This is a genomic window from Methylobacterium sp. HMF5984, from assembly GCF_045033435.1.
Taxonomy (GTDB): domain Bacteria; phylum Pseudomonadota; class Alphaproteobacteria; order Rhizobiales; family Beijerinckiaceae; genus Methylobacterium.
Genome location: NZ_JBJFLN010000001.1, coordinates 29,259 through 49,065 on the forward strand (window position 1 = coordinate 29,259; position 19,807 = coordinate 49,065).

Sequence of the window (19,807 nt, forward strand, 5' to 3'; positions counted from 1 at the left end):
TGGGGGACAAGGTTGGAGGGACGCGGGTTCGACGGGCTTGAACGAGGGCTATGGGAGGGACGGAGTTCGGCCTTTGGTCCGAAAGCGGGCGTTCCGCGTGCGACTCTACTCAGATGCTTAGGCACCGTTCGACCTAAAGCAAAACCGGTTACGCGCCCTTTGATCACTTCATCCAATAATTAGATTTGATCAGGTTGCAAAAATAGAATTTATTGATATTTAGCGACCATCCAATGACCGTCTTCGAACACCATCTTAGCTTCCTCCAAGATTTCCCCTCTACCTCCGTGTATATAGGTCAGTATCAACTCACATCCATGACCCCGCGCATTCACGAAACGGCGCGAAGGCAGCGATGTCTTTAAATCAGTTCGATTGAATGGCTCGTTTTTGTCTGCCAACTCTCCGAAAGCAGTCGCTGCTTCCTTGGGCATGTCTCGACGAAAGGGGATCGGCACCCATTGATCGGCTGGATAAGGGCACGATAGTCCAGACATAGCGATGAGAAGAAAAAACATCAGCGAAGTCCCGCTAGGTTTTAGCAAAAATAATGATCAAAAATTAATAGAGGTTTCAGGAATGAACCTTCCTACAGTCCTTTTGCCACCTATTCCGATCGTCCGACGCTGCTTCACCCAAAACTGGAGCGGACCTTCCTCGGGCGCGAGAATGGTCGAAAGCGGTCAATAGAACTCTGTCAAGCGCCAACACTCTCCACTCCCGGCGCGCGGCCAACCCCCGCGCGCCGGCCCAAACTCCCAAAAAATCACTTCTGCTTGGCGATGACCTTGTCCTTGATGCCGTCGTAGACCGACTGCGAGAGGATCTTCTTCTGCACGAGGTCGTCCTTGCCCTTGTAGGGGCGGCCCTTGATGATCGCGGCCGAGCGGGCGGCGCCGATGCCGGGGAGCGCGTCGAGCTCGGCGGCGGAGGCGCTGTTGAGGTCGAGCAGGGCGCCCTTGGCGGCGTTCGGCGCGCCGGCGACGGGGGCCGAGGGCTTCATCGGCGCGGCCGGGGCGGCGGGCGCGGTCGCCGCGGGCTTGGTCGGGGTCGCGGGGGCGGGGCTCTGCGCTAGCGCCGGCGCGGCGGCGAGGCAGGCGAGAACGGCGAGGGTGCGCAGGAACTGAGTGGCCATGGTGGTCCTCCCGAAGGAACGGCGGCCCGGTGCCCGGCGCCGACGGCCTGGGGTGTGGGCCGGCGCGCTTGAACCGCGGCTTAACGCTGCGACACGCCGCCCCAGGCGCCGGTTCCAATCCCGAGCGCGCGCATCCGTTCCGTCATCGGGGCCCGGCGGCCGTCAGGGGCGCATCGCGGCGAAGCGGGCGAGGCATTGCGGCGAGATCCGCATCCCGTTCGGCACCGGGCCGGTCGGCGGCGGGCGGCGCACGCAGGTCTCGAGGTAAGCGAGCGCGGCCTCGAGCACGGTCTCGCTGAACGGCTTCGAGATCACCGCCGTCGCCCCCTCCATCTCCTCGGTGAGCTGGCGCGCGTTGGCGGTCATGAAGGCGGCGGTGATGCCGGCGCGGTCGCGGATCGCCTGCGCCACCTCGATCCCGGACGAGCCGTCGGCGAGACGCAGGTCGATCAGCACCAGCTCGGGCCGGCACGCCTCGATCTGGGCGATCGCCTCGGCGGCGGTCATGGCGGTGCCGACCACGCGGTGCCCGGCCTCCTCGAGCATCATCTCGATCTGCATGAGGATGAGGGCCTCATCCTCCACCACCAGGATCCGCAGCGGTTCGGTCACGGCGTCTCCGAACTGTCCGCCGTCTCGCGCGGCAGGCGTATGTTGACCGTGGTCCCCGGCTCGTTCGACTGCCAGGCGATGCTGGCGTTCAGCTGCCGGCACAGGGTGCCGATGAGGCGCTTGCCGAAGGAGCGCTTCTCCATCACCTCGATCGGCATGCCGATGCCGTCGTCGGCGATCTTGATGGCGAAGTACTTGCCGTCCGGCGCGACCGTGACGGAGAGCCGGCCGGGGCGCTCGTCGGGGAAGGCGTGCTTGAGCGCGTTGGTGATGAGCTCGTTCATCATCAGCGCCACCGGCGGCGCCTTGGAGACCGGCACCTCCACCGTCTCGAGGTCGAGGTGCAGGCGGATGCCGTCGCGGCCGGAGCCGCGCACCAGGTCGTTGGAGAGGTCGCGGGCGAACTCGGCGACGTCGAAGCGCTCGACGTCGTTCGACTGGTACAGCCGCCGGTGCACGGTGCCGAGCGCCTCGACGCGGGTCAGCATCATCTCCATCGCCGCGCGCGCCGACGGGTCGGTGATCGCCTTGGTCTGCATGGCGAGCAGGGCGGCGATCATCTGGAGGTTGTTCTTGACCCGGTGGTCGACCTCGTGGACCAGCATCGTCTGCGTCGCGAGCGACTGGCTGAGATCGTGGGTGCGCTTGGCGACCTCGGCCTCGAAATGCGCCTTCTCCTGCTCGACCCGCATGTGCGCGTCGACGCGGTCGGTCACGTCGAGCTGCGAGGCGAAGAAGTAGGGCACCTCGCCGGCCTCGTTGGTGACCGGGCTGAGGTACAGCGCGTTCCAGAACGGGGTGCCGTCCTTGCGGTAGTTCAGGATGTCGATGGCGATGTCGCGCCCCGCCGTCACCGCCTCGCGGATGAGCGCGACGGCGCCGCGGTCGGTGCCCGCGCCCTGCAGGAAGCGGCAGTTGCGGCCCATGATCTCGTCGCGGGCGTAGCCGGTCATCCGCAGGAACGCGTCGTTGACGAACACGATCGGGTTGTCGGCCTGGCGCGGATCGGTGATGATCATCGCCATCCGCGTCGCGCGGACCGCGGCGGCGAACGGGTCGCCCTTGCCCTGCTCGGTGTCCAGGCGGCCGGTCTGGCGCCACGCGTCGGACGATTCCATCGAACGTGATCTCTCTCAACGGGTCGTATCCGCCGTCGGGTCGGTCGGGGTCACCCCACGTGCCGGCGGGACTTCAGGAGGCGGGGCGCCCGGTTCGTAATGCGAACAGCCGGGCGGCCCCGAAGCTTAACGGGGCATGGACGGGAAAAGGTTCAAAGAATTCTGCCCCCGCCCGACTTTCTTCCGCGTGGCACGCATCTTCGCCGGCCCCGGCTCAGGTTGCGCCCGCGGCATCATACCCCGCCGTCGGCAAGTATTGCGCCCCGCAAATGGCCGGCAACGGGCCGTCATCGTCGCACCATCCGGGGCCGTTCCCGAGCGGAGCGTCGCGCCGTTCCGGGGGCTCGCCGAGGGCGCGCGACGCCCCCTAGCCATGCCGGCCCGCCGCCGCTATAAGCGCGCCTTCGAATCTCCGTATCGAGCGGTGCGCGAGGCGATCCCGATCGGGAGACGCCCGGGCGCCGCTTTGGCGCCAGACCGCAAGGATTTCCCGTCATGGCCGTTCCGAAGCGCAAGACCTCCCCCTCCCGCCGCGGCATGCGCCGCTCGGCCGACGCCCTCAAGGCGCCGACCTACGTGACGGACAAGGATTCGGGCGAGCTGCGCCGCCCCCACCACATCGACCTGAAGACCGGCATGTATCGCGGCCGCCAGGTCCTGAACGTCAAGTCGACCGAAGCCTGAGACCGCCGCCCGGGATCAGGCCGTGAGCCGCGCCGTCTCGGCGTAGCGCGCGGCGGCGATCCCGGTGCGCTCCAGCCGAGACGGCCGCAGGGTCGGGTCGGATTCGACGATCATCTGCGTCAGGAAGCCTGCGAGCGGCCGCGTGCCGCCGCGGGCTTTTTGCGTGGCCGCGTCCTCCGGCGCCTCGGCCCGCCCGCCGGCGATCGCCACCAGGGCGCGGGAGGGCTCGGCCGGCCGCGCCGGCTCCCGCGGCTCGGGTGCCTGCGGCCGCACGGTCGCCCGTACCGTCCCGACACGCCCGATTGTCCCGATCTGCATCATCGCCCGCATCTCCCGGCCCGGTCGGGGCCGGCGCTGCAAAGGTGGGGCCGATGTTAACGGTTCGTCAACCTTTTATCGGCACGCGCCTCTCCCCTCCCCCGCACCTAAGTCGGGCCTGCCCGACCTGGGCACACGGGGTGCGGATATGGGGCAAGCCCGAGATCCGTCGGGGGGCGGGAAGAGATCCCTACTTCTTCGCCAGCGCCTCGAGGCGCTCCTGCATCGCCAGCATCTGGCGCTTGAGGTCGTCGAGGTCGCTGCCGGCGGCGGCGGCCGGCGCGGGCGGGGCGGCCTGCCCGGCATGAGTGCCGGCGTTCGTCACGCCGGGCGGGGTGAAGCCGGTGAACATCTTCATGGCGTCGCCGAAGAAGCCCATGTTGGCCCGCACCTGCTGCTCGATGGCGCTCTGGAACGCCGACGAGCCGAAGCCGGTCGAGAACTTCTCGCGCAGGCCGTCCTGGTCACGCGCGAAGTTCGCCATCGAGAACTCGAGGAAGCTCGGCACCATCGTGCGCATGCTGTCGCCGTAGAAACGGATCAGCTGGCGCAGGAACGCCACCGGCAGGAGGTTGTCGGCGCCGGCCTTGTTCTCCTGCTCGAAGATGATCTGCGTCAGCACCGAGCGGGTGATGTCGTCGCTGGTGCGCGCGTCGTAGACGACGAAGTCCTCGCCGTTCTGCACCATCGTCGAGAGGTCCTCGAGGGTGACGTAGGTCGAGGTTCCGGTGTGGTACAGGCGCCGGTTGGCGTACTTCTTGATGACGGTCTGTTGTGCCTTGACGCTGTCCGCCATCTCTGCGGCCTCTCCCCGATCGCGCGACGACCACGGCCGGGCCCCCGCCGCCGGGAGCCGCCCACGCGCCGATCTCGACCTTAAGGCTTTCAGCCGGCGACGAAAATAGCAATCTGGCGCCTTTTCCCGCGGAATAATGCTAATTCCCGGCGCGTCCCGGGTCGCCCGAGCGAGCAGCCGCCGCCCGCCGAGCGTCACGCCCGGCCGTTCAGCCTTCTTGACTTCGATCGAGCGAGGCCCTTCATCCGGGGGAACGGCATTTTCGAGCGCGCGATCTCCAAGACGCGCCGGCCGACCACGAGGAGAACGTTTCAGATGGCAAGCGAAGACATCGTCATCGTCGGCGCGGCGCGCACGGCGGTTGGTTCGTTCGGGGGCGCCTTCAACACGGTGCCCGCGCACGAGCTCGGCAAGGTGGCGATCAAGGCCGCCCTTGAGCGCGCCGGCGTCTCCCCCGACGACGTGGACGAGGTGATCTTCGGCCAGGTGCTCACCGCCGGCGCCGGCCAGAACCCCGCCCGCCAGGCCGCCATCGCCGCCGGCATCCCCGAGAAGGCCACCGCCTGGGGCGTCAACCAGGTCTGCGGCTCGGGCCTGCGCACCGTCGCCATCGGCATGCAGCAGATCGCCAACGGCGACGCCACCGTCATCGTCGCCGGCGGCCAGGAGTCGATGTCGCTCGCCCCCCACGCGCAGTACCTGCGCGGCGGCCAGAAGATGGGCGACGTCAAGCTCGTCGACACCATGATCAAGGACGGGCTCTGGGACGCCTTCAACGGCTACCACATGGGCACCACCGCCGAGAACGTGGCGCAGGCCTTCCAGCTCACCCGCGAGCAGCAGGACCAGTTCGCCACCCGCTCGCAGAACAAGGCCGAGGCCGCCCGCAAGGAGGGCCGCTTCAAGGAGGAGATCGCCCCGGTCACCGTCCAGGGCCGCAAGGGCGACGTGGTCGTCGACACCGACGAGTACATCCGCGACGGCGCGACGGTGGAGGCGATGGCCAAGCTGAAGCCGGCCTTCTCCAAGGACGGCACGGTGACGGCCGCCAACGCGTCCGGCCTCAACGACGGCGCCGCCGCGATCGTGCTGATGTCGGCCTCGGAAGCCGAGCGCCGCGGCATCACCCCGCTCGCCACGATCAAGTCCTGGGCGACCGCCGGCGTCGACCCCAAGGTCATGGGCACGGGCCCGATCCCGGCCTCGCGAAAGGCGCTCGACAAGGCCGGCTGGAAGCCCGCCGACCTCGACCTGATCGAGGCGAACGAGGCCTTCGCCGCCCAGGCGCTCGCGGTGAACAAGGACATGGGCTGGGACGACGCCAAGGTGAACGTCAACGGCGGCGCCATCGCCATCGGCCACCCGATCGGCGCATCCGGCGCCCGCGTCCTCGTCACCCTGCTGCACGAGATGAAGCGCCGCGACGCCAAGAAGGGCCTCGCCACCCTGTGCATCGGCGGTGGCATGGGCGTCGCCATGTGCATCGAGCGCGCGTGAGCCACAGCTCTCCGGAGCCGAAAATCCGGCTTTAGGCCGGACGCAAAACATTTCGCGTGCGGACGCCATCCGCACGCGGCATGACGGCACCATCCGCGGGCCGGAGGCGACGCCCGTCGCACCCGGCCCGATCGCGACCGAGAACACGTTCAAGAAACTGGAACACGTTCAAGAAACTGGAGGAAACCATGGCTCAGCAACGCGTCGCCCTCGTCACCGGCGGCACCCGCGGCATCGGCGCGGCGATCTCGAAGGGTCTGGCGGCCAAGGGCTACAAGGTCGCCGCCAACTACGGCGGCAACGACGAGGCGGCTCAAAGCTTCAAGGCCGAGACCGGCATCCCGGTGTTCAAGTTCGACGTCGGCGACTTCGCCGCCTGCGAGGCCGGCATCAAGGCGGTCGAGGCCGAGGTCGGCCCCGTCGACGTGCTGGTGAACAACGCCGGCATCACCCGCGACGGCCTGTTCCACAAGATGACCTTCGAGAAGTGGCAGGCGGTCATCAAGACCAATCTCGACTCGGCCTTCACCGTGACCCGCCCGGTGATCGAGGGCATGCGCAACCGCGGCTTCGGGCGCATCATCCTGATCTCGTCGATCAACGGCCAGAAGGGCCAGATCGGCCAGGCCAACTACTCGGCCGCCAAGGCCGGCGTGATCGGCTTCGCCAAGGCGCTGGCCCAGGAGAGCGCCGCGAAGGGCATCACCGTCAACGTGATCGCGCCGGGCTACATCGCCACCGACATGGTGATGGCGGTGCCCGAGGACGTGCGCAACAAGATCATCTCGACGATCCCCGTCGGGCGGCTGGGCGAGGCCGAGGAGATCGCCCGCGCGGTCGAGTACCTCGCCGCCGAGGATTCGGGCTTCATCACCGGCTCGACCCTGACGATCAACGGCGCCCAGTACATCGCCTGAGCGACGGCGCGGGGGGCCGCCCGGGTCCCCCGCCCGGACCGGGTCCGCGGCCGCCCGACGCTTCCCGCCCCGGCATCGCCGGCGCGATCGGGCACCGCCACCGGCTGCGGATGCGGCGGCGGGACGCAGGGGGGGTTCTAGCCGGATCTGCCCGTCGCGGTGCCTATAGGCCAATGCACGCCGGCCGCTTTTTGCGCGCTCAACCCGCGATTGCTTTAATCGCTGGTGAGGAATCAGGCCCATGATGCGCGAAAGGGCGGATCGCGGGCGGCGAAGCACATCCATGAAGACGATCCTGGTCCTCACCGATCAGCCCGAGCGCGGCCGGAGGCTCGCCGGGCAGCTCCGACCGCTCGGCGAGCCGCTGGTGATCGACCTGCTGGATCCCTACCAGTCCCGGAACGCGCCCGACCTGTCCCAGGTGGTCGCCGTGGTCGGCGACGCCTCGCTGGCCCATTCGCAGCAGGTCTCAGGCCTGCACCGGTACATGCACCGGCTCGGCCCGGGGCGCGTCCCCTTCCTCTGCGTCCTCCACGAGGACACGCCCCGGGCGCACCTGCAGGCGCAGGCCCTCGGCGCGACCCGCACGCTCCGCGCCGACGCGGTGCTGCGCGAGCTCGTGCCGGCCCTGCGCGCCGTCGTGCCGGCGCCCTCGGTCGACGCGCCGGCGCCATCGCCCGCACCGGACGCCGCGCTTCCCTCCGCGCCCCCTTCCGCGCCCGACGGCGGCCGGACCGCGGTGCGGGCCGCCATCGCCGAGGCCGACACCGCGCTGACGCGGATCTTCGACCTCGGCCGCGCCGGCCGCGCCCCGGCCCCGGCGATGGCGGCGGCGGGCGCGGACCTCGTGGTCGGCGCCCTCAACAAGGCCGACATCCGCGGCTGGCTCGACGTGGTCTGGCGCTTCGACGACGCGACGCACCAGCACTGCCTGCTGGTGGCCGGCCTCGCGGCGGGCTTCGCCCGGCAGCTCGGCCTGCGCACGCAGGATTGCCGCGACCTGACCCAGGCCGCGCTGCTGCACGACCTCGGCAAGGCCCGCATCCCGCTGGCGATCCTCAACAAGCCGGCCCGCCTCGACGAGGCCGAGATGGCGGTGATGCGGACCCATCCGGTGCTGGGCATCGAGATGCTGCAGGGCCAGGACTACCCGGCGGCGATGCTCGCGGTGGTGCGCTCCCACCACGAGGCGCTCGACGGCTCGGGCTATCCGGACGGGCTGGCCGCGCGGCAGATCCCCGACCTCGTGCGCCTGATCACGGTCTGCGACATCTACGGGGCGCTGATCGAGCGGCGGCCCTACAAGCGCCCGCTCTCGGGCGAGGCCGCCTACGACCTCCTCCGCGGCATGACCGGCAAGGTCGACCCGGATCTCGTCAACGCCTTCAAGCCGATCGCGGAAGCCGTCGGCAGCACCATCGCCAGCGCGAGCGCCGCCTGACGTCTCTGCCCCGGGCGAACCGATCGACGCGGATCGCGTCGGCTCGACCTGCACGATGCGTGAGTGCCTTGGGCCGGCGAGGGAAGGCCCCGCGCCGCGTCCGGTCGCGCGACAGGCGGCGTGAGCCCGCGCGATCGCCCGACGGACAACGTCAGGCATGACGCTTGGCCCCGGCCACGCACAGGACGACCACGGCGGTGGCGAGCAGCATGCCCGGCGCCACGGGCTCGTGCAGCAGGAGGCCGGCCAGCGCCAGGCCGAGGAACGGCTGCAGCAGCTGGAGCTGGCCGACGCCGGCGATGCCGCCGAGCGCCAGCCCGCGATACCAGAACACGAAGCCGACGAGCATGCTGAACACCGAGACGTAGGCGAGCGCCGCCCAGGCCGGCCAGCCGACGTCCCACGCCTCCGGCAGGGTCGCGAGCGCCAGCGCGAGGGTGACAGGCAGCGACAGCACCAGCGCCCAGGAAATGACCTGCCAGCCGCCGAGCCGGCGCGACAGCGCGGCCCCCTCGGCGTAGCCCAGGCCGCAGAGCAGGATCGCGGCCAGCATCGACAGGTCGCCGGCGAGCGACCCGGCCCCGCCCTGCGCCAGGGCGAAGCCCGCGACCGCGAGGCCGCCGAGGCCGGAGAACAGCCAGAAGGCGGGCCTGGGCCGCTCGCCGCCGCGCAGCACGCCGAACACGGCCGTCGCCAGCGGCAGCAGGCCGAGGAAGACGATGGAATGGGCCGTCGTGACGTGCCGGAGCGCCAGCGCGGTGAGCAGCGGGAACCCGATCACCACGCCGAGCCCGACGATCGCCAGCGGGCCGAGGTCGCGCCGCAGCGGCCGCGGCGCGCGCAACGCCAGCAGCAGCCCCGCCCCGAGCAGCCCCGCGATCGCGGCGCGGGCCGCGGTGAGGAACAGCGGCGCGAAGCCGGCCACCGCCACCTGCGTCGCCGGCAGCGAGGCGCTGAAGATGAGGATGCCGAGGAGCCCGCTGCCCCAGCCCGCATGAGTCGCCCGGGCCGGGATCGTCGATGTCGAATTCGTCGGTTTGAGGATCGTTCGCATCGCGTTCGCCGTCCCGCCGGCCGCTCCGGCTGCGCCCGCGCCTTGACAACCACCCCAGGCCCATGCCGTCAAATGCCCAAAACCTCGCTTTTCATGCGAATCGGGCATGATGAACCCCGCCCATCTCGACCTGTTCCGCGCGGTGCTGCGCCATGGCGGCATGACGCGGGCGGCCGAGGCGCTCGGCATCGGCCAGCCGCACGTGAGCCGCGCGGTCGCGCAGCTCGAGCGCGACCTCGGCTTCCCGCTGTTCCTGCGCGGGCACGGCAGCGCGGTGCCGACCGCGGAGGGCGAGGCCTTCGCCCGCGAGGTGGAGCGCACCTATGCCGGGCTCGACCACCTGCGCGAGGCCGCCCGCCGCATCCGCGAGATGGGCACCGGGCCGCTGCGCATCGCCTGCCAGCCGTCGCTCGTCGCCCGCCTGCTGCCGCGGGCGATCGGCCGCCTCCGGGCGGCGCATCCCGAAGCCCGGGTGGCGGTGCACGTGCCGGCGCCGGACACGATCTGGTCCTGGGCCGCCTCCGGCCAGTGCGATCTCGGCCTGGTGCGCCCGCGCTCCGGCCATGTGGGGGTGATCGCCGAGCCGTTCCTGACGGTCGACGCGGTCTGCGCCCTGCCCCGGCGCCATCCGCTGGCGGGCGGGCGCGCGATCACGGTCCAGGACCTCGCCGACGTGCCGCTGATCGCCGGCGCGCCCGGCGACTTCCAGCAGGCGGTGGAGGCGGCGTTCCGCGACGCCGGCCTGGCGCCGCGCTTCGGCCCGACGGCGCAGTACACCGCCGCCCGCTGCGGCCTCGTCGCCGAGGGGCTGGGGCTGGCCATCGTCGACCCGGTCGCCGCCCGCGACCTCGCCCTGCCGATCGTGCTGCGCCCCTTCCGCCCCCGCCTGCCGATCGCGACCCTGCTGATCCGCCCGGCGAAGCCGCCGGGCCTCCTGGCGGAACGCCTGATCGGCTTCCTGCACGCGGCGCGCGACGCGGACGGCTTCTCGGCGGGGTGAGGGAGATGCGTGGTTCCGGGATGCCGTCCGACCGGGCCTGCCCCGCGCCAAAACCCCGTTGCCCTCGCCCGCGGGTCCGTGGGAGAGCGGAATCCCTTCCGCGATCACGGGTCTCGCGCGATCTCCTCCTCCTCCGCCACCCTCCTCGGCTGCGGCGCGATCCTGCTGTGGTCGCTGCTGGCGCTGTTCACCGCGGCGTCGGGGGCGGTGCCGCCGTTCCAGCTCGCGGCGATGACGTTCGCGCTCGGCGGCCTCGTCGGCTGCGCGAGCTGGCTGTCGCGCCGGGGCGGGATCGCCGCCGGCCTCGCGTCCCTGCGCCAGCCCTGGCCGGTCTGGGCGCTCGGGGTCGGCGGGCTGTTCGGCTACCACGCCCTGTACTTCGCCGCCCTGCGGCTGGCGCCGCCGGCCGAGGCCGGGCTGATCAACTATCTCTGGCCGCTGCTGATCGTGCTGTTCTCGGCGCGGCTCCCCGGCGCCGGCGGGCTGCGGCCCGGCCACCTCCTCGGCGCGGTGCTCGGGCTCGCCGGCGTGGTGGCGCTGTTCCTCGGCCGCGGCGACCTTCGCGGCGCCGCTGCGGGCTTCCTCTCGGACGCGGCCTTGCCGGGCTATGCGGCCTCGCTCGCCGCGGCCTTCGTCTGGGCGGGCTACTCGGTGCTGTCGCGCCGGGTCGGCGCGGTGCCGACGGATGCGGTCGCCGGCTTCTGCCTCGCCACCGCCGCGCTCAGCCTCGCCTGCCACCGCGCCTGGGAGGTGACGGCGTGGCCGGCGGGCGCGCTGCAATGGGGCGCCGTCGCGGCCCTCGGCCTCGGCCCGGTCGGGGCGGCGTTCTACCTGTGGGACATTGGCTGCAAGCGCGGCGACATCCGCCTGCTCGGCGTCGCGGCCTACGCCGCGCCGGTGCTCTCGACGCTGATCCTCGTCGCCGCGGGCTACGCCGCCGCGACCCCGGTGCTCGGCCTCGCCTGCGCCCTCATCGTCGCCGGGGCGCTCGTCGCGCTGCGGGCCTCGCGCCGCGGGGCGTGAGCGGGAGCGGCGTCGCGTCCGCATCGACGATCCGCGGCGCCGCCTCCCCTCTCCCGGCCCGCGGGGCGATGGGCGAGGGGATGCGCGGCCGTCGTCTCAGCGGCCCGGCCCGGACGCGCCCGCGTCACCGCGGCGTCGGGCGCCAGTCGGGCGGGGCCATCTCGAAGCCGGCGAAGTCGAAGGCGGGGGAGACCGTGCAGCCGACGAGCGTCCAGGCGCCGAGGCTAGTCGCCGTCTGCCAATGGCCCTCGGGGACCACCAGCTGCGGCCGCTGCCCGCGCGCCAGGTCCGGGCCGAGATGGTGGGCGGCGGCGTCGTAGCCGTTCGGGCTCACGGTCAGCACCAGCGGCGCGCCGGCGTGCCAGTGCCAGATCTCGGCGGCGTCGACGCGGTGCCAGGCCGAGACCTCGCCGACGTCGAGCAGGTAGTAGATCGCGCTGCCGACCGAGCGGCCCGCGACCAGGCGCGGATCGCGGAAGGTCTCGCGGTAATGCCCGCCCTCCGGGTGGGGCCGAAGCCCGAGCGCCGCGATCACCCCGGCCGCCGTCATCTCCGCCATGGTTCCTCGCATCCTTCGATCAGGCTCGGTCCGGGGACCGTGGTGGCACATTCAGCACGCGCTTGCCTCGGCCGAAAAGGCTGTCGCACCCGCGCCTCGTGCCGGCGAGGCGCGGATCCCCTCTCCCGTTCGGGAGAGGGACAGGGCGAGGGGACAGGTCTTTCCGGCGAGGCCGCCCCCTCACCCCAACCCTCTCCCGGACGGGAGAGGGGGCCGTCCTGCACCGCGAACGAGCCATCCGGGGCCGTCCTGCGGAGATGCGCGCACGACAACCCGCGTCAGGCGCGGGAAGAACGCGGCGAGCCTCCGCCAGAACCCCGCGCCTACTCGGCGATGGCGCCCTGGGGGACGTGGAAGCCGGGCGGGGCCTTCGGGGCCGCATCCTTGCGCGGCGCGGGTTTCGCCGGCCTCCGCGCGGCCGCTTTCGCCGGTTCCTGGCCGGCGCCGCTCGGGTCGGGCGCGCCGTCCGCCGGCCCGGCTTCCAGAGCGTTCCCCTTGGCGTTGCCCTTGGCGTTCCCCCTGCCCGCCCCCTTGCTCGCCCCTTGGCCGTTCCCCTTGGTCCCGCGTGCGACCACCGGCGGCGCGGCGACGGCGGGCGGGTCGATGCAGGCGCGGAAGGCGAGCGCGGCCAGCGGGGTGCCGTCCTCGGCCACGATCGGCAGCGGGTCGGGTAGGTCCGGCAGGCCGTTCTCCCAGCGGATCGGGGCGCCGAGCTGGGTTTCGAGGGCGGCGGGGGCGGGCCCGCGGCGCAGTGCCGTCAGGTCCGGCCCGTAGGCGGTGGCGGGCTTGGCCGCGATCACCACCTGCAGCACCTGGCTGGCTTCCGGCGTCAGCGGCCGCAGCGGGTTCGCGATGCTGGCGCGGCCGATCCGCGTCACCACCACGTCGAAGCCCTTGGCGCCCTCGAAGCGCGCCGCCCGCGCGCCGCAGGGTTGCAGCACCGCGAGGTCGGCGGCCGGGGTCGGCAGGGCCGGCTCGGGAGCGGGCGCGGGGACGGGCGCAGGGGCGGCCGGCGCGGGCGGCGCGACTTGCGCCTGGGCCGGCGCCGCGGCGAGCCCGGCGGCCAGCAGCGCGAGCAGAAAGGTCCTCATCGCGGGTCGCCCTCCGTGCGATCGGGCCGGGCCAGGCGCGGCGCCTCCCGGCTCTCCGCCCGGATCGGCTCGAGGTCGAGCACCGCGCCGGAGCGGTCGATCGGGCTCGCGGTCGGGCCGATCTCGGCCAGCAGCAGCGCCTCGTCGGCGGCGTCGTGCTCGCTGTCGAGGCGCAGCGGTTCGCGCCGGCCGCGCGCGAGCAGCCGGAGCACCACCGTGCCGGCCACCGCGCAGGCCGCGACGGCCGCCAGGATCAGGAGCGTTTCCATTGCCCCGCAGCGTTAGCGCAAGCGGAGGCCGCATGCACCCCGGGGCACGCCTGCGACCGCACGCGGCCGGGATCCGCGGCGAGACCTTGGCCGGAGCGGAACGGTCCTTGCCTCTCCGGCCACGGGCCGCCGGCGCCTTGCACGCGCCGGGCGTCCCCGCCAAAAGCTGCCTGCCCCCGTCCTGCCGGAGCCTGACCGATGCGAACGCACGCCCATCGCGACCCGGAGGAGCTCGAAGGCCATCTCGTCGGGCTGATCGAGGCCTCGCGCGAGCAGGCGAGCGAGGATCCGTTCCGCAACCCCGTGCTGGCGGTGACGCTGGCGATCACCCGCCGGTTCGACCGGGACGAGATCGGCGAGGCCGACCTCGACGCGCTGTTCGTGCGCCTGCGGGCGCAGGCGCTGGCCGACCGCGCGGCGCGGCTGCGCGCCTACGTCGGCATCGAGGACCATCCCGATGCCGACGCGGCGATGCCGGCGCGCCTCGTGGCGGCGGTGCCCGACCGGCCCGGCGCCTTCGAGAGCTTCCGCGACCGGATCGCGCGCACCGCCTTCGCCGTGGTGTTCACCGCGCACCCGACCTTCGGCATGCCGAAGGCGGTGGCGGCCCTGCTCGCCGAGGCCGCGAGCCTCGACGACCCGGATGCGCGCGCGCCCCTGATCGAGAAGGCCGCCCGGCTCTCGACCCGGCCGGACGCGCCGATCACCCTCGACGGCGAGTTCGAGCAGGCCTGCGTGGCCGCCAACCACGGCCGCGAGGCTGTGGACGCGTTCAACGGCGCGCTGCTCGACGCCGCGCAGAGGCGCTGGCCCGACCGCTGGACCGAGCTGGTGCCGAAGCCCTTCGCCATCGCCAGCTGGGTCGGCTGCGACACCGACGGGCGCACCGACATCGGCTGGTGGGACACCCTGCGCTACCGCCTCGAATCCAAGCGCATGCAGCTCGACCGGGTGATGCGCCACCTCCCCGCCATCCCCGCCGCGAACGTGGTGCGGACGCTCGCCGAGCAGGCGCTGGCCGCCGTCAACCGCCAGCTCGCGGTGGCGCCGCGACTCGGCGACAAGCCCTCGCTCGAGGCGGTGCACCGCTTCGCGCTGGCGCTGATCATCGAGCGCGAGCGGGCGCAGACCGATTCCGGCGCGCTGCTGGCCGGGCTCGCCGGCGCCGTCACCGCGGCCGAGACGGACGCCGACCGGCGCAGGATCGCGGTCCTGCGCTCGGGCATCGCCACGCACGGGCTCTCGAACGCGCTGCCGCATTTCCGGCTCAACGCCAGCCAGATCCACAACGCGGTCCGCCGGGTCATCGACCTCGAAGGCGAGCCGGCCGACGCCGCCCAGCGCCGTTCGCACCTTTCGGCGATCCACACGCTGCTCAACGACGTGCAGCCGGTGGCGGTGGATTTCGGTGCGCTCGCCGCCGAGCGCGCCTCCGCCGCCCGGCTGATGATGACGATCGCGCAGATCCTCAAGCACGTCGACGGCACGCACCCGGTGCGCTTCCTCATCGCCGAGACCGAGACCGGCTACACGCTGCTGGCCGCGCTCTGGCTCGCGCGCCATTACGGCATCGCCGACAAGCTCGAGATCACGCCGCTGTTCGAGACGGCGAGCGCCCTGGAGCAGGGCATCCGGGTGCTCGACGATGCGCTGCGCAACCCGCACTGGCGGCGCTACCTCAAGCGCATCGGCCGCCTCACCGTGCAGTTCGGCTATTCCGATTCCGGGCGCTACGTCGGCCAGCTCGCCGCCACCTTCTGGATCGAGCGGCTGCGCCTGCGCATCACCGAGATGCTGGTCTCGAACGGGCTCGCCGACGTCGAGCTGGCGATCTTCGACACCCACGGCGAATCGATCGGCCGCGGCGCCCACCCGACCTCCCTGCGCGACCGCCTCGCCTACCTCGCCCCCGAGGATGCGCGCGCGCGCAACCAGAAGGCCGGGATCAAGGTCCGCCTCGAATCGAGCTTCCAGGGCACCGACGGCTACCTGCTGTTCGGCTCGCAGGCGATCGCCGAGGCCTCGATCGCGCGGGTGGCCGAGCACGTCTACGCCCTCGACGTGGCCGAGGACGACGCCTTCCCCGACTACGCCCTCTCCGACGCGGCCGAGGGCGCGGACGCCGCCGACGATCCGGTCTACGCCGAGACCGACTTCGCCCTCGAGTTCTTCACCGTCGTGCGCCAGGACATGGAGGCGCTGGTCGACGATCCCGGCTACGCCGCCCTGCTCGGCACCTTCGGCCCGGGGCTGATCGACCGCACCGGCTCGCGCCCGGTGGCGCGGCAGTCGGATTCGGGCGGGCCGGCGCTGATCACCCATCCGCGCCAGATGCGGGCGATCCCCAACAACGCGATCCTGCAGCAGCTCGGCTACCTCGCCAACTCCCTGCACGGGCTCGGCCGCGCGGCGGGGCGCGCGCCCGACCTGTTCCGCGACATGCGCCGCGACTCGGTGCGGTTCTCCCGCGCCTTCCGCTTGGTCCAGCACGCGGCCTCGGTCGGCGACCTCGACGTGCTGCGCGCCTACATCGACACGCTGGACCCCGCGGTGTGGCTCGAGCGCGCCCGCCGCACCCAGAAGGACGGCCGGCGCGAGGAGCTGATCGTCATCGCCGGCGTCCTCGACCGCCTCGACCTCGCGCCGAACCTGCGCCGCCTGTTCGGGCGGCTGACCACCGACGCGCTGAGCCTGCAGGCCGCCGCCCCCGACCTGCGGAAGATGTCGGTGCGCCTCACCCTGCTCCACGCGATCCGCCTCGCGCTGATCCACCGGATCTGGTTCACCGCCGTCCACATCCCCGGCTTCCGGCCCCAGGCCGGCGTCAGCCGCGAGCAGCTGCTGGAGCGCTTCCTGCGCCTCGACATCGACGGCTGCCTGAAGCTCCTCGACGAGATCTTCCCCGTCACCCCCGACCCGACGCTCGGCCTCAACTTCGGCGAGCCGGCCGGCCCGCGCGACGTCGGCACCTACGAGGCCGAGCATTCCGGCCTGTTCCAGCCGATCGCCAAGATGTTCACCCAGGTGCGCGAGATCTCGGGGATGATCCAGCACGAGGTCGGCGCGTTCGGGTGAGGGGGCGCCACCCCCGTCATTCCGGGGCGCCGCAGGCGAGCCCGGAATCCAGAGCCGCCGAGGGTGCGGACTGAAGATCGACCTGCGGCACTGGATCCCGGGCTCCGCTGCGCGGCCCCGGGATGACGGGGCGGAGCGGCGAACGATGCGGCCAGCCCGAGCCGCAGCCGCCTCACGCTCCCGTCACCACCAGCACCGTCCCGTCGATGCCGGTCACCCGCACCCGCGCGCCGGCGGGGAGGTCCGGGCCGGTGACGCGCCACAGGGTGTCGTCGAAGCGGATGCGGCCGGCGCCGTCCTGGATCGGCTCGGCGAGCAGGCCTTCGCGACCGACGAGGCCGCGGTCGGCGCGGTTGAGGGTCGGGACGTGGTCGCGGCCGAGGCGGCGGGCGATGAGCACCGCGGCGACGGCGAGCCCGGAAAACAGCAGCAGCTGCGCCTGCCACGGCAGGGGCACGAGCGCCGCGACGAGGCCGGTGGCGAGCCCCGCGAGCCCGAGCCAGATCAGGAAGATGCCGGGCGCCACCAGCTCGAGCCCGGCCAGCGCCAGCCCCGCGAGGATCCAGGCCCAGGCCGGACCCAGATCCGCGAAGGCGTTCGCCAAGATTCGAGACCAGGCGCCGGAGAAGCTCACGTCCGCGGCACCCCGACGCTGGGCGGCGCACCGGAGCGTGGGCGCGCGGGCGCCGCGCCCTCCCCGAACACCGACTTCGTGATCTCGGCGATGCCGCCCAGCGTCCAGGCGAGCGCCGCCGCTTCGATCGGCACCACCACCACGCGCTGGTTCGGGGCGGTGGCGATGGCGCGCACCGCCTCGACGTACTTCTCGGCCACCAGAAAATTCGCCGCGGCGATGTCGCCCGCGGCGATCGCGGCGCTGATCATGCCGGTGGCCTTCGCCTCGGCCTCGGCCGAGCGCTCGCGGGCCTCGGCGTCGCGGAAGGCGGCCTCCTTGCGGCCTTCCGCCTCCAGGATCGCCGACTGCTTGCGCCCCTCGGCGCGCAGGATGTCGGCCTGGCGGTGGCCTTCCGCCTCCAGCACCGAGGCGCGCTTCTCGCGCTCGGCCTTCATCTGCCGGGCCATGGCGCCGGCCAGATCCGCCGGCGGCACGATGTCCTTGATCTCGATGCGGGTCATCTTCACCCCCCAGGGCGAGGCGGCGGCGTCCATCACCCTGAGCAGCCGCTCGTTGATCTCGTCCCGGTGCGAGAGCAGCTGGTCGAGGTCCATCGAGCCGACCACGGTGCGGATGTTGGTCATCGTCAGGGTGCGCGTCGCCACGTCGAGGTTGGAGATCTCGTAGGAAGCGCGGGCGGCGTCGAGCACCTGGTAGAACACCACCGCGTCGATGGTGACGCCGGCATTGTCGCGGGTGAAGGCCTCCTGGCTCGGCACCTCGATCACCTGCTCCATCACGTTGACGCGGCGCCCGATGCGCTCGACGAACGGGGTGATCAGCCCGAGCCCGGATTCGAGGGTGCGGGCGTAGCGGCCGAAGCGCTCGACGGTGAAGACGTAGCCCTGCGGCACGATGTTGATGCCGGCCGCCAGCGTGACGACCACGAGGATCGCCGCCACGACCGCGAAGGTGCTCAGGCCGATCGAGAGACTCATCGCCATCCCCGCAAGGCGCCGACGCGGCGCGCCGGCATCCTAGCGCAGCCGGGGGCGACGGCGCGAACGGGCGCCGCTCGTCCTCGCAGGGGCGGCGCCTCCCCACAGCGCCCGGCTGGCGCGGGTCCGGGCGACGCGTCCGTCCCGTGCGGCTTGGAGCGTGTTTTGCGCGATCACCGGATCGCGGAAACACGCTTCCTCGCCTCGTGGGATGGCGTTGCCTTCACGCGAGCCGGCGTCCACCTCGCGCGACGCTGCTCTAGCGCTTCCACACCCCGATGCGCTCGGTGCGGGCGTGGTCCTCGGCGGCGACGAGCTCGGGGGAGGCCTCGGGCGAGGCGCGGCCGCCTCCGTTGAACAGGACCACCTCGGAGAGGTCGCGGCCCTCGACGGTGCAGGAGACGTTCTCGCTGCCGGGCACCGGCGTGCAGGTGATCGGCCGGCCGGCGAGGTACTTGGTGAGCTCGTCCGCCTGCCCGCCGCGCACCCACTCGACGCCGAACAGGTGCATCAGCTTGCCGGCGACGCGCACGGTCGCGGTGTCGATGACCTCGGCCTTGCCGCTGATCGCGTTGGCGGCGGGCGGAGCCGGCGGCTCGGGCAGGCCGACCGTGTCGGCGGTCTCGGGCGGCGGCGTCACCGGATCGGGCGCGGGCGCGGCCGGCGCGGGTTTCTCGGCGCCGGCCCGCGGCGCACGCTGGGCCGGGCTCTCGTTCTCGGGCGCACGGTTGCCGACGACGAGGCCGGCCGCCAGCACCGCGAGCAGGGCCGCCGCGGTGCCGCCGGCCAGCCAGCGCCGGTGCTGGCGCACGGATTCGCTCTCGCCCTGCCAGTCGCGCAGGCGCGCGGCGACGCGGCCGACCCCGTCCCGGGCCGAAGCCCCGACCCGCGACGCCTGCTCGCGCCAAGCGGGATCGCGGGATGCCTGATCGGGGGATGCCGGATCGCGCGAGGCCGGCTGGGGGGCCGCGCCGGCCGTCGTCTCGGCGGCTCTGTTCGCCGCCGCCGCGTGCCGCGCGGCGAGCCAGGCGGCCATCCCCGCCCGGACGCCGGAGACGCGGTCGGCGGCGGATTCGGCGAGCGCCCGGCCCTGCTCGGTCGAGCGCTCGGCCAGCGCCCGGGCGCGCTCGGAGCCGGTCTCGACGAGGCGGGCGGTGGCGGCGCGCATCTCGGCGGCGCCGGCCAGCAGCGAGGCGTCCTTGGCGTCCTTGGCCGCCTCGGGCTCGGGCTCGGCCGGCACGGTCGCCGGCGGCCGGAACAGCGCCGGGTGCCGGGCCTGGATCTCGTCGACGAGCTCGGCGAGCGTCAGCGGCGCGTCCGACCCGGCATGACGGCGCGGGCGGCCGTGGCGGTCGACGACGCGATGGCCCGGCGGCGCTTCGGACGGCTCGACCGCCGCCTCGGCGAGGAGCTGCAGCGTGCGCAGGGCCACCGGCTTCGGGTTGCGGCGCGCGATCTCGGCCTCGACCGCGCCGCGCAGGGCCGCGCGCCCGGGGCCGGCGAGCGCCGGGCGCGCCGTCGCGGCCTCGGCTTCCGCATCCGGGGGCGTCGTGGCCGATGTTCCGGTGGCCGGTGGTTTCGTGGCCGAGACTGTCATGGCGTGT

General features: G+C 72.7%; 19 protein-coding genes. 7 read left to right on the forward strand and 12 right to left on the reverse strand.

Annotated features, from left to right (window positions below; genetic code table 11):
* Positions 1-766 precede the first annotated feature (766 nt).
* The 3 genes from ACFZ8E_RS00145 to ACFZ8E_RS00155 all read right to left on the reverse strand — a co-directional run bounded on the left by ACFZ8E_RS00145 (position 767) and on the right by ACFZ8E_RS00155 (position 2,865).
* Positions 767-1,135 (reverse strand): helix-hairpin-helix domain-containing protein, encoded by a 369-nt coding sequence (locus ACFZ8E_RS00145; protein ID WP_243933067.1) that lies wholly within the window; start codon positions 1,133-1,135, stop codon positions 767-769.
* A gap of 162 nt (positions 1,136-1,297) precedes the next feature.
* Complete coding sequence (locus ACFZ8E_RS00150; RefSeq protein WP_147729461.1) at positions 1,298-1,747, reverse strand: response regulator; 450 nt, start codon at positions 1,745-1,747, stop codon at positions 1,298-1,300.
* Positions 1,744-2,865, reverse strand: a complete 1,122-nt coding sequence (locus ACFZ8E_RS00155; RefSeq protein ID WP_147729460.1) for a histidine kinase dimerization/phosphoacceptor domain -containing protein — start codon at positions 2,863-2,865, stop codon at positions 1,744-1,746. The genes ACFZ8E_RS00150 and ACFZ8E_RS00155 overlap by 4 nt, the downstream gene beginning before the upstream one ends.
* A 495-nt stretch (positions 2,866-3,360) precedes the next feature.
* On the opposite strand from ACFZ8E_RS00155, the gene rpmF reads away from it, so the two are divergent.
* Positions 3,361-3,549: a 50S ribosomal protein L32 gene (rpmF, locus tag ACFZ8E_RS00160; RefSeq protein WP_147729459.1), complete on the forward strand. Its 189-nt coding sequence runs from the start codon at positions 3,361-3,363 to the stop codon at positions 3,547-3,549.
* 15 nt (positions 3,550-3,564) lie between these two features.
* On the opposite strand, the gene ACFZ8E_RS00165 is transcribed toward rpmF, so the two are convergent.
* The gene (locus ACFZ8E_RS00165) at positions 3,565-3,870 is read right to left on the reverse strand and encodes a hypothetical protein (protein WP_243933065.1); all 306 of its coding nucleotides are present in this window, start codon (positions 3,868-3,870) and stop codon (positions 3,565-3,567) included.
* Positions 3,871-4,057: 187 nt separating this feature from the next.
* Positions 4,058-4,663, reverse strand: a complete 606-nt coding sequence (phaR, locus tag ACFZ8E_RS00170) for a polyhydroxyalkanoate synthesis repressor PhaR (RefSeq protein WP_243933063.1) — start codon at positions 4,661-4,663, stop codon at positions 4,058-4,060.
* A gap of 315 nt (positions 4,664-4,978) precedes the next feature.
* On the opposite strand from phaR, the gene ACFZ8E_RS00175 reads away from it, so the two are divergent.
* The 3 genes from ACFZ8E_RS00175 to ACFZ8E_RS00185 all read left to right on the forward strand — a co-directional run bounded on the left by ACFZ8E_RS00175 (position 4,979) and on the right by ACFZ8E_RS00185 (position 8,518).
* Positions 4,979-6,160, forward strand: a complete 1,182-nt coding sequence (locus ACFZ8E_RS00175) for an acetyl-CoA C-acetyltransferase (protein ID WP_147729163.1) — start codon at positions 4,979-4,981, stop codon at positions 6,158-6,160.
* A gap of 188 nt (positions 6,161-6,348) precedes the next feature.
* Positions 6,349-7,077: an acetoacetyl-CoA reductase gene (gene phbB, locus ACFZ8E_RS00180; protein WP_147729164.1), complete on the forward strand. Its 729-nt coding sequence runs from the start codon at positions 6,349-6,351 to the stop codon at positions 7,075-7,077.
* 283 nt (positions 7,078-7,360) lie between these two features.
* The gene (locus ACFZ8E_RS00185) at positions 7,361-8,518 is read left to right on the forward strand and encodes an HD-GYP domain-containing protein (protein WP_243933054.1); all 1,158 of its coding nucleotides are present in this window, start codon (positions 7,361-7,363) and stop codon (positions 8,516-8,518) included.
* A 151-nt stretch (positions 8,519-8,669) separates the two neighbouring features.
* Here the strand turns inward: ACFZ8E_RS00185 and ACFZ8E_RS00190 are convergent, their stop codons facing one another.
* The gene (locus ACFZ8E_RS00190; RefSeq protein ID WP_405041656.1) at positions 8,670-9,572 is read right to left on the reverse strand and encodes a DMT family transporter; all 903 of its coding nucleotides are present in this window, start codon (positions 9,570-9,572) and stop codon (positions 8,670-8,672) included.
* Positions 9,573-9,678: 106 nt separating this feature from the next.
* Here ACFZ8E_RS00190 and ACFZ8E_RS00195 point away from each other — a divergent pair, with 106 nt between their 5' ends.
* Positions 9,679-10,572 (forward strand): LysR family transcriptional regulator, encoded by an 894-nt coding sequence (locus ACFZ8E_RS00195; protein ID WP_243933052.1) that lies wholly within the window; start codon positions 9,679-9,681, stop codon positions 10,570-10,572.
* A 78-nt stretch (positions 10,573-10,650) separates the two neighbouring features.
* Positions 10,651-11,595 carry a DMT family transporter gene (locus ACFZ8E_RS00200; protein WP_405041657.1) on the forward strand — a complete coding sequence of 315 codons (945 nt, stop codon included), beginning with the start codon at positions 10,651-10,653 and terminating at the stop codon, positions 11,593-11,595.
* Between the two features lie 124 nt (positions 11,596-11,719).
* On the opposite strand, the gene ACFZ8E_RS00205 is transcribed toward ACFZ8E_RS00200, so the two are convergent.
* From ACFZ8E_RS00205 to ACFZ8E_RS00215, 3 genes are all read right to left on the reverse strand, one after another.
* Positions 11,720-12,145 (reverse strand): cupin domain-containing protein, encoded by a 426-nt coding sequence (locus ACFZ8E_RS00205; protein ID WP_405044296.1) that lies wholly within the window; start codon positions 12,143-12,145, stop codon positions 11,720-11,722.
* 332 nt (positions 12,146-12,477) lie between these two features.
* Positions 12,478-13,245 (reverse strand): hypothetical protein, encoded by a 768-nt coding sequence (locus ACFZ8E_RS00210; RefSeq protein ID WP_405041658.1) that lies wholly within the window; start codon positions 13,243-13,245, stop codon positions 12,478-12,480.
* Positions 13,242-13,514, reverse strand: coding sequence for a hypothetical protein (locus ACFZ8E_RS00215; RefSeq protein WP_147728644.1), 273 nt, complete (start codon positions 13,512-13,514; stop codon positions 13,242-13,244). Before ACFZ8E_RS00215 ends, ACFZ8E_RS00210 begins: the two co-directional genes overlap by 4 nt.
* A 198-nt stretch (positions 13,515-13,712) precedes the next feature.
* Between ACFZ8E_RS00215 and ACFZ8E_RS00220 the strand changes: the two genes are divergently transcribed.
* Positions 13,713-16,589 (forward strand): phosphoenolpyruvate carboxylase, encoded by a 2,877-nt coding sequence (locus ACFZ8E_RS00220; RefSeq protein WP_405041659.1) that lies wholly within the window; start codon positions 13,713-13,715, stop codon positions 16,587-16,589.
* A gap of 172 nt (positions 16,590-16,761) precedes the next feature.
* On the opposite strand, the gene ACFZ8E_RS00225 is transcribed toward ACFZ8E_RS00220, so the two are convergent.
* The 3 genes from ACFZ8E_RS00225 to ACFZ8E_RS00235 form a co-directional block, all read right to left on the reverse strand.
* Positions 16,762-17,196 (reverse strand): NfeD family protein, encoded by a 435-nt coding sequence (locus tag ACFZ8E_RS00225; RefSeq protein WP_147728646.1) that lies wholly within the window; start codon positions 17,194-17,196, stop codon positions 16,762-16,764.
* A 23-nt stretch (positions 17,197-17,219) separates the two neighbouring features.
* On the reverse strand, positions 17,220-18,203 hold the full coding sequence (locus tag ACFZ8E_RS00230; protein WP_405041660.1) for an SPFH domain-containing protein: 984 nt from the start codon (positions 18,201-18,203) through the stop codon (positions 17,220-17,222).
* Between the two features lie 259 nt (positions 18,204-18,462).
* On the reverse strand, positions 18,463-19,800 hold the full coding sequence (locus ACFZ8E_RS00235; RefSeq protein ID WP_405041661.1) for a nuclease: 1,338 nt from the start codon (positions 19,798-19,800) through the stop codon (positions 18,463-18,465).
* Positions 19,801-19,807 lie beyond the last annotated feature (7 nt).

Bases quoted from the DNA above. Each gene is read 5' to 3' on its own strand.
- ACFZ8E_RS00145 (WP_243933067.1), bottom strand. From the start codon at position 1,135: ATGGCCACTCAGTTCCTGCGCACCCTCGCCGTTCTCGCCTGCCTCGCC.
- ACFZ8E_RS00155 (WP_147729460.1), bottom strand. From the start codon at position 2,865: ATGGAATCGTCCGACGCGTGGCGCCAGACCGGCCGCCTGGACACCGAG.
- rpmF (WP_147729459.1), top strand. From the start codon at position 3,361: ATGGCCGTTCCGAAGCGCAAGACCTCCCCCTCCCGCCGCGGCATGCGC.
- ACFZ8E_RS00165 (WP_243933065.1), bottom strand. From the start codon at position 3,870: ATGATGCAGATCGGGACAATCGGGCGTGTCGGGACGGTACGGGCGACC.
- phaR (WP_243933063.1), bottom strand. From the start codon at position 4,663: ATGGCGGACAGCGTCAAGGCACAACAGACCGTCATCAAGAAGTACGCC.
- ACFZ8E_RS00175 (WP_147729163.1), top strand. From the start codon at position 4,979: ATGGCAAGCGAAGACATCGTCATCGTCGGCGCGGCGCGCACGGCGGTT.
- phbB (WP_147729164.1), top strand. From the start codon at position 6,349: ATGGCTCAGCAACGCGTCGCCCTCGTCACCGGCGGCACCCGCGGCATC.
- ACFZ8E_RS00185 (WP_243933054.1), top strand. From the start codon at position 7,361: ATGAAGACGATCCTGGTCCTCACCGATCAGCCCGAGCGCGGCCGGAGG.
- ACFZ8E_RS00190 (WP_405041656.1), bottom strand. From the start codon at position 9,572: ATGCGAACGATCCTCAAACCGACGAATTCGACATCGACGATCCCGGCC.
- ACFZ8E_RS00195 (WP_243933052.1), top strand. From the start codon at position 9,679: ATGATGAACCCCGCCCATCTCGACCTGTTCCGCGCGGTGCTGCGCCAT.
- ACFZ8E_RS00205 (WP_405044296.1), bottom strand. From the start codon at position 12,145: ATGACGGCGGCCGGGGTGATCGCGGCGCTCGGGCTTCGGCCCCACCCG.
- ACFZ8E_RS00210 (WP_405041658.1), bottom strand. From the start codon at position 13,245: ATGAGGACCTTTCTGCTCGCGCTGCTGGCCGCCGGGCTCGCCGCGGCG.
- ACFZ8E_RS00215 (WP_147728644.1), bottom strand. From the start codon at position 13,514: ATGGAAACGCTCCTGATCCTGGCGGCCGTCGCGGCCTGCGCGGTGGCC.
- ACFZ8E_RS00220 (WP_405041659.1), top strand. From the start codon at position 13,713: ATGCGAACGCACGCCCATCGCGACCCGGAGGAGCTCGAAGGCCATCTC.
- ACFZ8E_RS00230 (WP_405041660.1), bottom strand. From the start codon at position 18,203: ATGAGTCTCTCGATCGGCCTGAGCACCTTCGCGGTCGTGGCGGCGATC.
- ACFZ8E_RS00235 (WP_405041661.1), bottom strand. From the start codon at position 19,800: ATGACAGTCTCGGCCACGAAACCACCGGCCACCGGAACATCGGCCACG.